10 protein-coding genes and 1 pseudogene are annotated in these 10527 nt (G+C 73.6%); 6 read left to right on the top strand and 5 right to left on the bottom strand.

From position 1 onward, the window contains the following. Positions 1-608: pseudogene (locus PSH03_RS28885) on the bottom strand (SDR family NAD(P)-dependent oxidoreductase); the annotation flags it as partial. Positions 609-810: 202 nt separating this feature from the next. Here PSH03_RS28885 and PSH03_RS28880 point away from each other — a divergent pair. From PSH03_RS28880 to PSH03_RS28870, 3 genes are all read left to right on the top strand, one after another. Next, positions 811-1803 carry a helix-turn-helix transcriptional regulator gene (locus PSH03_RS28880; RefSeq protein ID WP_238690973.1) on the top strand — a complete coding sequence of 331 codons (993 nt, stop codon included), beginning with the start codon at positions 811-813 and terminating at the stop codon, positions 1801-1803. 7 nt (positions 1804-1810) lie between these two features. Then, complete coding sequence (locus PSH03_RS28875) at positions 1811-2266, top strand: RrF2 family transcriptional regulator (RefSeq protein ID WP_210785538.1); 456 nt, start codon at positions 1811-1813, stop codon at positions 2264-2266. Positions 2267-2740: 474 nt separating this feature from the next. Then, positions 2741-2920, top strand: a complete 180-nt coding sequence (locus tag PSH03_RS28870; RefSeq protein WP_030333600.1) for a DUF4236 domain-containing protein — start codon at positions 2741-2743, stop codon at positions 2918-2920. A gap of 198 nt (positions 2921-3118) precedes the next feature. Here the strand turns inward: PSH03_RS28870 and PSH03_RS28865 are convergent, their stop codons facing one another. Both PSH03_RS28865 and PSH03_RS28860 read right to left on the bottom strand, forming a co-directional pair. After that, the gene (locus PSH03_RS28865; RefSeq protein ID WP_210787617.1) at positions 3119-4003 is read right to left on the bottom strand and encodes a hypothetical protein; all 885 of its coding nucleotides are present in this window, start codon (positions 4001-4003) and stop codon (positions 3119-3121) included. Positions 4004-4027: 24 nt separating this feature from the next. Further along, entirely contained in the window at positions 4028-4549 is a 522-nt protein-coding gene (locus PSH03_RS28860) for a VOC family protein (RefSeq protein WP_210787616.1), read from the bottom strand. Positions 4550-4598: 49 nt separating this feature from the next. On the opposite strand from PSH03_RS28860, the gene PSH03_RS28855 reads away from it, so the two are divergent. Together PSH03_RS28855 and PSH03_RS28850 are read left to right on the top strand one after the other, a co-directional pair. After that, a complete protein-coding gene (locus PSH03_RS28855) occupies positions 4599-5060 on the top strand; it encodes a MarR family winged helix-turn-helix transcriptional regulator (protein WP_030333595.1) in 462 nt (153 codons plus the stop codon). Positions 5061-5117: 57 nt separating this feature from the next. After that, on the top strand, positions 5118-6782 hold the full coding sequence (locus PSH03_RS28850; RefSeq protein WP_238690972.1) for a tetratricopeptide repeat protein: 1665 nt from the start codon (positions 5118-5120) through the stop codon (positions 6780-6782). Between the two features lie 376 nt (positions 6783-7158). Here the strand turns inward: PSH03_RS28850 and PSH03_RS28845 are convergent, their stop codons facing one another. Together PSH03_RS28845 and PSH03_RS28840 are read right to left on the bottom strand one after the other, a co-directional pair. Next, positions 7159-8532 (bottom strand): sensor histidine kinase, encoded by a 1374-nt coding sequence (locus PSH03_RS28845; protein WP_238690985.1) that lies wholly within the window; start codon positions 8530-8532, stop codon positions 7159-7161. Between the two features lie 74 nt (positions 8533-8606). Beyond that, positions 8607-9263 carry a response regulator transcription factor gene (locus PSH03_RS28840; protein ID WP_112585109.1) on the bottom strand — a complete coding sequence of 219 codons (657 nt, stop codon included), beginning with the start codon at positions 9261-9263 and terminating at the stop codon, positions 8607-8609. Positions 9264-9358: 95 nt separating this feature from the next. On the opposite strand from PSH03_RS28840, the gene PSH03_RS28835 reads away from it, so the two are divergent. Beyond that, on the top strand, positions 9359-10486 hold the full coding sequence (locus PSH03_RS28835) for a LolA family protein (protein WP_238690971.1): 1128 nt from the start codon (positions 9359-9361) through the stop codon (positions 10484-10486). The last annotated feature ends 41 nt before the right edge of the window (positions 10487-10527 follow it).

Raw genomic sequence — 10527 nt, 5'->3', positions numbered from 1 at the left:
GGGACGCGAGCAGGTTGGTCTGCGGGCTGGCGGGGCAGATGTCGTTGACGGGGGGGTGTGCACCGGCGGGCTGGGGGGCTGGGGTGGGGGGTGGGCATGTGCACGGCCGCCTGGGTGGCCGAGTACGCGTACACCTCCATCATCGGCACCCGGATGCCGTCGATCGACCCGATGTTGATCACGCGGGTCGGGTCGTCGGCGCTGGCGGCGGCGCGCAGCGCCGGCAGCAGCGCGGTGGTGAGCCGGAAGACGGCCTTGACGTTCACCGCCCAGAGCTTGTCGAACGCGGCCTCGGGGTAGTCCTCCAGCGGTGCGCCCCACGTCGCGCCGGCGTTGTTGACCAGCACGTCGAGGTGGCCGAAGCGCTCGCGTACGGCGGCGGCCAGCGACTCGGCGCCGGCGTCGTCGCTGAGGTCGGCGGGGATTGCCTCGCAGCGCCCCTCGGCGGACAGGGTGGTGGCGACCGCCTCGCAGACGTCCGCCTTGCGGGACGAGATGATCACGTGTGCGCCGGCCCGGACGAAGCCCTGGGCGATCATCAGCCCGATCCCCCGCGAGCCGCCGGTGACCAGAACCGTCTTACCTTCGACCGAGAACAGCTGCGTCATGCCCATCCCATCGCGAGTCGGCGGGTGCCGCCGGCCGGTCGGGTGGCCGGCGGATACCGGTGGATCGCCGACCGACGGCGCTACCGCCGGGTAACGTAGCCCGGCCGTCGGGACCGGGACAAGCCCACAGCTTGCCGCGGATTCCCGCTGCGAACGTCGATCGGGATGCGGTGACCTGCGGTTCGGGCTACCGTCGCAGGCGATGGTCTCCACCGATCCCTCCCCCGCGCCATCGATCGGAACGGCGTCTCCCGTCACCGACGAGATAGCCACGTTCGCGCTGGCCGATCTTGCCGGCGCCCCGGGCTGGCGTCGGCCGGTGATCGTCGAGCGCGAGCTGTTGATTCTCACCACGCGTGGGCACGGCGACGCGGAACTCGACTTTCATCTGCTGCCGTGCCGGCCCGGCACACTGCTGCGGGTCCGCCCCGACCAGGTGCTGCGCTGCGCCGGCCCCCAGTTCGACGCCACAGTGGTCGCCTGGGATGCCGAGACGCTGCGCGGCTTCGACGTCGACCTGACCACGACAGCGACCTGGCGGCAGTTGGCCGGTGAGGACGAGGACGCGGTGATCAGCGAGGTGAGCCAGTTGGCGGTGGACTGCCGGCGGCACCCCGACGGCCCCACCGCCCGCGCGCTGCTCCGGCATCAACTGGCAGTGCTGCTGCTGCGGCTTGCCGTGGCCCACGACGACCGGTCACCGGCCCGCCCCGAGGACGAGACGTTCCACCGGTTCCGCCGCGAGGTGGAACACGGCTACCCGTACACCCGGCGGGTGGAGGACTACGCGGTCGAGCTCGGCTGCTCGGTACGGACCCTGACCCGGGCCTGCCTGGCCGTCACCGGTCGCAGCGCCAAACAGGTCATCGACGAGCGGGTCGCGCTGCAGGCCGGCCGGTTACTGGCCGCGACGGATCAGCCGATCGCCCAGATCGGCCGGCGGCTCGGCTTCTCCGAACCCACGAACTTCGGGCGCTTCTTCACCCGCGAGGTCGGCGTCAGCCCCGGCGCATTCCGGGCCGCCCGGGATCAACCGGTGGCCGGCCGGGTGGTCCGACCTCGACCGCCGGCCGAGTCGACGGGCGTCAACGGCGGCTGGTTCCGCCCCGGCACCCCGGGCGAACCCGCAAACGGCGGGCACGCCACGAGACCCGGGCCGCCCACCGGAGGGCCGGGCGGCACCGGGCGGGCATGATGGCATTGTGCAGATCTCCGCGCGCGGCGACTACGCGGTACGGGCGGCGTTGAGCCTCGCCACCGCGTACCCCTCGCTGCTGTCCACCCAGGCCATCGCCGCGGAGCAGGACATGCCCCGCAAGTTCCTGGAGGCGGTCCTGGCGGATCTGCGCCGGGCCGGCGTTGTCCGCGCCCAGCGCGGCGCCGAGGGCGGCTACACACTGGCCCGTCCACCACGCGAGGTGACCGTCGGCGCGGTGCTGCGCGCCGTCGAGGGCCCACTGGCCGGGGTACGCGGGCTGCGCCCCGAGGAGACCCGGTACGAGGGCTCGGCGGAGAACCTGCCCGGCCTGTGGGTGGCGGTGCGCGCCGCCGTGCGGCGGGTCGTCGACGAGGTGAGCCTCGCCGAGATCGTCAGCGGTCGACTGCCCGCGCACGTCCGCAAGCTCACCGCGCTGCCCGACGCGTGGGAGCCGCGCTGACCTCGGGTCGGCTCACAGCGTCCACACCACCTCCTCGGTGTTGAGCCGGGGCAGCCGCCGCTCCCAGGCGTCCGGGCCGGGCGGCCCAGGTTGAGCAGCAGCAGCGCCTCGTGCCGGCTACCGGGGAAGAACTCGCGGGTCAACCCGGCCGCGTCGAACCCGGCCATCGGGCCGGCGGCCAGCCCGGCTGCGCGTACGCCCACCAGCAGGTGACCGATCTGGAGGGTCGCGCTGAAGCGGGCCTGCCCGGCGCGGGACGGACTGTCGCTCAGCCAGTGGCGGACCTGCGTGTGGTCGCCGGCCGGGAGCGCCCCGACCAGTGTTTACCGTGCCGCAGCACCTATCTGGTGGATAGAGATTGCGGTGCCCGGTGGACGACCGTCCAGGGCGGACAGCGGGAGGGTTTCAAAAGTTGTCGGTTCGGGCATGTTCGATCTCGACACGGCAGGGAACGGTGACGAGGGGAGACCTCCGATGGGCCTCATGTTTCGCAAGCGCAAGAAGTACGGTCCGATCATCCTGAACTTCACCGAGAACGGCTTCTCCTCGTGGAGCATCAAGATCGGTCGCTGGTCCTGGAACTCCAAGGCCCGTGCGCACCGGGTCGACCTGCCGGGTCCGCTGAGCTGGAAGCAGGACAAGTCCCGGTCGTAAGCATCCCGGGAGTCGAGCGGGGTGCCGGTGATTCACCGGCACCCCGCTCGGCGTCTGCCCCCGCCCGCCCGGCCCCGCCCCGCCCGGCCCCGCCTCGGCGATCTTGCAGTTTCTGTCGCTGTTTTGCGTGGAATAACCCTTATGCCGGAGCAGAAAGTGCAAGATCGCGTGGGGCGAGGGTGGGACGGGGGTGGGCGCTCAGCGCGTCAGGGTGATGATCTCGTCGCCGGCCAGCCGCCCGGACTCGCGATCGCGTCGCACGGCGCCGGCGTCGACAAGGTCGGCGAGCGCCTGGTTGGCATCGGCGGCACGGTAGACGGTCGCGGTGAGGGTGTGCCGGCGCAGCTCGGTCACCGGCCGCGCCCCGCCCGCCCGCAACTCGGCCAGCAGCTCGTGGGCCAACGGTTCGAGGTCGGGTTCGCCGACCACGTCGACAGTCGTACCGGTCGGGTCGAGCGGGTCGCGGTAGCGCACGTCGAGGTCCGCGCCGACCGCCCACAGCGCGTCACGGACCGCCTCCAGGCTCCGGTCGGAGCGGCTGCCGAACGCGATCACCCCGGCGGCCTCGCCACCGGGCAGCACCGGTGCCACCTCGGCGACCAGGGGAAACCCGGCGGAGACGAGCACGTCTCGGGCGCTGTCGGTGGTGTGCAGCAGCAGCTCTCCGGTCCGGCCGTTGGTCGTGGCGGTGAGCAGCTTCGGCGTCACCGCGCCGGGCAGGTCCACGAAGGAGAACAGCGGCGCGCCGGCCGCCCCGGCGGCCTTCACCGCGACCGGCAGCCGGTACGGCTCGCCGGCCAGCAGGTGCACCGTGACCTCGGCGGGCAACTCCGCCTCGATCGGGCCGAGTCGGGCCGGCAGGTCGGCGGCGGCGTCGGCCAGCACCAGCACCGTCACCTGCCGGCCGCGCACCTGGTCGCCGTGCGTGGCGACCAGGCGTAGCGCGGCCTCCGCGCTGCCCGCGTCGGCGCCCGCGAGGGCTATGGTGGCCCGCCGGGAGCGGTGCAGGGCCGCGGGCAGCCAGGTCGTCAACTGGCGGACCAGCAGCTCGCGGAGGAAATCATTGGTCCGGTCGGTCGGCATCGGTCCGTTCTACCGTACGGGCGGTCAGGCCGGGACGGAGATCCCCACCCCGCCCCGGGTCTGCCCGCCGTAACGCTGCCGCTCGGCGTCCAGGTCGAGCCGACCAATCTGCTTGCGGGCGGCCAGCGCGGTGTCGTCGAGCAGGTCGGCCGGGATCAGCCAGACCACCTCGAACTCCAGGCCGTCCGGGTCCTTGCCGTAGAGGCTCTTGGTCGTGCCGTGGTCGGAGGTGCCGACCAGTGCGCCGGCTGCGGCGAGCCGCTCGGCGGTGGCGGCCAGCTCGTCGAGCGTGTCCACCTCCCAGGCGAGGTGGTAGAGGCCGACGGTGGACCGGCCGGCGGTCGACCGCCCGGCGCCCGCGCCGATCTCGAAGAGGCCGAGGTCGTGGTCGTTGGTGGAGTCGGGGGCCTGGAGGAAGGTGGCGCCCCGGAAGCCGTCCGGGGTCATCGCCACCGGGCGGAAGCCCAGCACGTCGCTGTAGAACGCGACGCTGCGGGCGAGGTCACTGACGTAGAGGACCGCGTGGTTGAGCCGGTGGATACCCATGGCCCGACACTAGCGCGCTTTAGTTGAACATTCAACCATCGGGAGTATGATGGCGGTCATGACCCGCTGGTTGGACCCTGACGAGCAGCGCACCTGGCGCGCGTACCTCACCGCCTCCCGGGTGCTGATGGACACTCTCGACCGTGAGCTGCAACGCGACGCGGGCATGCCGCACGCGTACTACGAGATCCTGGTCCAGCTCTCCGAGGCCCCCGGTCGGCAACTGCGCATGAGCCAGTTGGCGCAGGCCGCGGGGTCGTCGCGCAGCCGGCTCTCGCACGCAGTGGCCCGGCTGGAGGCCGCCGGCTGGGTGCGCCGCGAGGACTGCCCCACCGACCGGCGGGGGCAGATCGCGCTACTCACCGACGAGGGTTTCGCCACCCTCGCGGCCGCCGCACCCGGCCACGTCGAGGGGGTACGCCGACACCTGTTCGACGCGTTGAGCCCCGCCCAGGTCGACCAGCTACGCCGGATCAGCGAGACCCTGGCCGAGCACCTGACCGGATCCTGACCAATCGACACCGGCGCGGGTCTTGTACTTACCGTCGTCGGATGAGCACGATGGGGCGTGTCTTCCGGCTTCGGTGAACTGACTGATCAGGCGCACCACCTCGTGTCCTCCGGCGATCTTGCCGGCGCACAGCAACTGCTGTCCGACGCGCTCACCGACGCCGACCCCCGCCCGGCCAACGCCACCCCCGAGCTGGCCGAGGCGGCCAGCCTCCAGGCGCGGGTGCTGATCGCTCTCGGTGAGCCGCACTCCGCCCGCGGGTGGGCCGCCTTCGCGTACGCGGCCAGCACCCGCCTGCACGGCCGCGCCGACCCGCGCACGGTGGCCGCCGCGGCGACCCTGGCCGCGGTGCTGCACCGGGTCGGCAGCCACTCCCGGGCGGCGCGGCTCTACCAGGAAGTCATCATCGAGCTGACCGCACAGGACGGCCCGGAGTCACTGCGGGTGCTCGCCGCGCACGCCGACCTGGCCACCGTCGAGTACGCGCGCGGCCAGTGCACTGTGGCCCGCGACCGCCTCCAGGACGCCTGGGAGCTGCACCGCGAGGTGTACGGCGACGGGCACCCCAGCGGCATCAAGATGCTGGCGCGGCTCGGAGCGATGCAGCGCGACTGCGGGCAGTTCGCCGAGGCACACGACAACCTGGCGCTCGCCCGCGAGCTGTGCCGACAGCACCTGCCCGCCGACGACCCGCTGGCCACCCAGGTGGCGGCCCTGGCCCGGGCAGCGGCCAGTCCCGACCACGCCTGTGCCGACGACCCGCCCACGGCTCGGGACACGCCGGTCGTGCCGGCCGCCCGCGTCCCACCGCACGGCGACGGGCCGGCCGAATCCGGCTACCACCCGCAGGCAGCCGCGACCCACCACGCCGGGGCGGTGCCGAACCCCCGGCTGCCCTCCGACGAGGCGGTCGGGTCGTCGGGCAGCAGATGGTCGACCGAAGCGGCGGACGAGCCGTCGCCCCAGCCCACCGACCCTCCGGTGCCCCCGTCGGTGGTCGGGCTGGCCGGCGGCACGCAGGAGCAGCCCGGGGTGTACCGGCTGCACCGACCCGCCGACCCGTACGCGTCGCCCAACCCGAACCCGCCGCCCGAGCAGCACCAACCGTCCGACCCGTACGCCCGGCCAGACCCGGACCACTCATCCGACCCGTACGCCCGGCCCGATCCGTACGCGCAGGTCGAGCCGTACACGCCGTCGCGGCTGCTGCCGGTGCCCGTGCACCGCGCGCCGCCGGAGCAGCGCAACCGGCTGGTGCCGGTGCTGGTGGCCGGCGTCGTCGTGGTGCTCCTCGGCGCGGCAGCGGTGATCGCCGGGGTGGCCCGGGTCGACGGCGACGACGAACCGACCCCGCCGCCGGCCAGCGCCTCTCCCACCGCCGGCGCGCCGGCCAGCACCGCGCCCGCCCCGGGCGGCACGGCACCCACGTCGGCTGCTGCAGCGGCCCCGCCCGGCACCCCACCCAGCGCGGTGACCCTGCGCGACACCCGGGACAGCATCGCGCTGAACTGGACCTATCCGGCCGGCGGCGAGGGCCCGGTGGTCATCGCGGGCGGCCGCACGGGGCAGGCCCACAACATCTTCGCGACGCTGCCCGCCGGCACCACCAGCTTCGTCATCTACGCGCTCAACCGCACCAACGACTTCTGCTTCACCGTCGCCGTCGCCTGGTCCACCGACACCGTGGCCCGTTCCAAGCAGGTCTGCACCCGCCGCCGCTGACCCGCCAGCCGCTGTTCCGCCAGCCACTGCCCCGCCAGCTTTGCCCCCGCCCGCCACTGCCCCGCCACCCACTGCCCTTGCCCGCTACGCCCCGCCCCACCGCTTTGCCGCTACCCCCGCAGACCTCACTCAGCGTGGGCCTACCCGTTGACGAACCTGCCGTGACAAGCCGTCACACCCGGCGCCCCCGCCCACACTCACCCCCAGGCTTTGCTCTGCTTATCTATACGCACCACCTCGGCTGACCAGCTGAAACGTCGTGGCCGTCGCTTCGACACGCGCCGGCGAGCATCACGTTGGGTAGCTGTCGCGTCCGCGGGTGCAGAGCAAAGGGGGCATCGGTGGTCGGTGGGGGGAGGTCGCCGTCACGGCCCGTCTATCTTGGGGGGTCCTCGGCCGGCAACGCCGGCAGCAGCAGGCACACCCGTAGCCCTCGCTGCTCCGGCGCGTCGGTCAGGGTGATGCTGCCGCCCGCGCGTCGAACCAACTCCCGGACGATGGCCAGCCCCAGGCCGGCTCCCCCGTCGTCGCGGGCCCGTCCGTCATCCAGCCGGGTGAACCGGTCGAAGACCCGCTCCCGGTCCGCCACCGCGATCCCCGGGCCGTCGTCGGTCACCGTCACCAGGTGGTACGCCCCGACGCCAGGCCCGACTCTAGAGCCCACCGTCGGTGCCCCCGTCGACGCCGCGAGCACGACACTGCCGTGCGCGTGGCGTACCGCGTTGTCGACCAGGTTGGCCAGCACGCGACGCAACTCCTCGACGGTGCCGATCGTCCAGAGCGGGCCCGCCGGCGGCGTCACCCGCACCGGCGGTGACGGGTAGCGGGCGGCGACCTCGGTCAGCAACGCGCCCAGCTCCACCGGGCCGGTCCCCCGGGCCGGCGGAGTCTCGTCCAGGCGGGCCAGCAGCAGGAGATCGTCGACCAGGCGGCTCAGCCGGTCGGTGTCGGCGAGCAGGTTGGCGGTCACCGCCGTCCAGTCCGTCCGGTCGGCGAGGCGCTGGGCCACCTCCAGCTCGGTCCGGATGTTGGTCAACGGGCTGCGCAACTCGTGCGCGGCGTCGGAGACGAAGGCTCGCTGCCGGACGCGGGCGGACTCCAGCCGGCCGAGCATGCCGTTGAGGGTGACCGCCAGACGGTGGATCTCGTCGGCCGACGCCGGCACCGGCAGCCGGCCGGCTCCGGCCCTCCCGGTGATCTCCTCGGCGCCTCGACGTAACGCCTCGACCGGCCGCAGGGTCGCGCCCACCACCCGCCACGCCACCCCGGCCAGCACGGCCACCAGCAACGGGAAGGCCACCAGCAGGATGGTCCGGACCACATGGGTGCTGTGCCGCACGTCGGCCATCGAGCGGGCGACCAGCACGGTGAGCGGGTCGGCCGCGGTGCCGGCGGGTACGGCGACCACCCGGACCGGGCCGACGAGCCCGACCCGCTCGGCCGGCACCTCAAGCCGCTGCCGACCGTCGCGGTTCAGCCGCTCGGGGCGGACCATCGGCACCAGACGGTCGGCGTCGATCGAGGCCGCCCGGATTCGTCCCTGCCCGTCGACGACCTGCACGCGGACCTGCCCGCCGGCCACCGGCAGCGGGTCGGGCAGCGCGTCCTCGGCGGCGAGCAGGGCGACCGCGTCGGCGGTGCGGAACGCCTCGGTGTCGACAGTGCGTTGGAGCACGAAGCCGAGCGCGCCGAGCAGCACCACCCCGCCCAGGGCCAGCCCGATGGTGAGACCGACCACACCGATCGCCATGAGCCGCCCGCGTAGCCCGAGGACCGGCATCCGGCCGGGCTTGCCCCGACGGGTGGCGGCCGGACCGTCGGCGGTCACGTCGCCAGCCGGTAGCCGGCGCCCCGGACCGTCTCCAGCCGGTCCCGGCCGAGCTTGCGGCGCAGGTAGCCGACGTACACCTCGACGGCGTTCGGCGCGGTCTCCAGGCTCGCGTCCCAGACGTGGTCCAACAACTCGACCTTGGAGATCACCTGGCCCGGCCGGCGCATCAGGTAGTCCAGCAACGCGAACTCCCGCGCGGTCAGCGCCACCTCAGCGTCCGCCCGGGTCACCCGTCGGCGGGCCGGGTCCAACCGCAGGTCACCGACCGCCAGCACGGTCGGGCGCTCCGGCGCGCCCCGACGCAGCAGCGCCCGCAGCCGGGCCAGCAGCACCACGTACGAGAAGGGTTTGGTCAGGTAGTCGTCGGCGCCGCAGTCGAGGCCGTCGGCCTGGTCGTACTCGCCGTCCTTGGCGGAGAGCATCAGCACCGGCAACCAGTGCTGCTCCGCGCGCAGCCGCCGGACCAACTCGTACCCGGAGAGGCCGGGCAGCATCACGTCGAGGATCATGGCGTCGTACCCGCCGTGCCGGGCCGCGTCCAGGCCCGCCGGGCCGGTTGCCGCCACGTCCACCGCGAACCCCTCCGCCTGGAGACCGCGTTGTAGGGCGGCCGCCAACCGGGCCTCGTCCTCCACCACCAGCACCCGCACAGCTCAAGGGTGCCACCCGGGTCAATCGGCGCGGTTCGGTGTCCTCAGCGCGCTCACAGCACGGACGAGGCAAGATGGCCGCAGGAGGTGCCACCATGTCCGTCCTGAGAAGCCGTCCCGTCCTTCGCTGGTTGGTTCCGGCCACCGCGGCCGTCGCCGTCATCGGCGGCGGCGCGGCGATCGGCACGTTCGCCGCCGAGGCCGAGCCGAGCCTGCCGCCCCGAACCGCCGCTCAGCTCCTGGTCGACCTGCAGACATCCCGGCTGGAGGGGTTGTCCGGGACCGTCGTGCAACGCGCCGACCTCGGCCTGCCGCCACTCGTCGGTCTGGTTCCCGGTAACGAGCTGACCACCCTGCTGACCGGCACCCACACCCTGCGGGTCTGGTATTCCGGGCCGGACCAGCAGCGGGTCGCGCTGATGGACACGCTGGGCGAGCAGGACATCATCCGCAACGGCCGGGACCTGTGGACGTGGCAGAGCCGCAGCAACACCGCCACCCACCGCACACTGGGCGGCGACGCCGGGGCCTGGAAGCCCGCCCCCGAACCGGCAGCGAACCTGCCGGCCACCCCGCAGGAGGCCGCCGACCTGGCGTTGGGCGCGATCGACCCGAGCACCGAGGTCAGCGTGGGCCGGTCGGCCACCGTCGCCGGCCGGGACGCGTACGAGTTGGTGCTCCAGCCACGCGACCAGGACTCCCTGGTGCACCAGCTGCGGATCGCCATCGACGCCAAGCAGCACGTGCCGCTGCGCTTCGAGGTGCTCGCGAAGGGCAGCGACCGGCCGGCGTTCGAGGTGGCCTTCACCCAGGTCGACTACCGCCGCCCGGACGCCGACCAGTTCCGCTTCAACCCGCCGCCCGGCGTGACAGTCAACGAGGAGAAGGCCGAGCGCCCGACGGGCAAGCCCGGTCACGTCGAGCCGGCGGGCGACCCGCAGGTCCGCGCGGTGGGCGACGGCTGGACGACAGTGCTGGTCGGCCGCCTCGACGGGGCCGGTGTCGGCCGGAAGCCCGCCACGAAGCCGGCCGCTCCCCCGGCCGGCACCGCACCGGACCTGGACATGTCGAAGCTGCTCGGCGGGCTGCCGGCGGTCAGTGGCGACTGGGGCAGCGGTCGGCTGTTCACCAGCAAGCTGTTCAGCGTGCTGCTCACCGACGACGGCCGGGTGCTCGCCGGAGCGGTGACGCCGGAGCGGCTCTACCAGGCCGCGCGCGGCTGATCTCCGCAGTGTTCGCGCCGGGTCGACCTGACGGTCGGCCC

Source organism: Micromonospora salmantinae (genome assembly GCF_022230905.1).
GTDB classification, from domain to species: Bacteria; Actinomycetota; Actinomycetes; order Mycobacteriales; family Micromonosporaceae; genus Micromonospora; species Micromonospora salmantinae.
The sequence above is the reverse complement of the archived record's forward strand: the minus strand, read 5'-3'. Positions and strand labels throughout refer to the sequence as shown.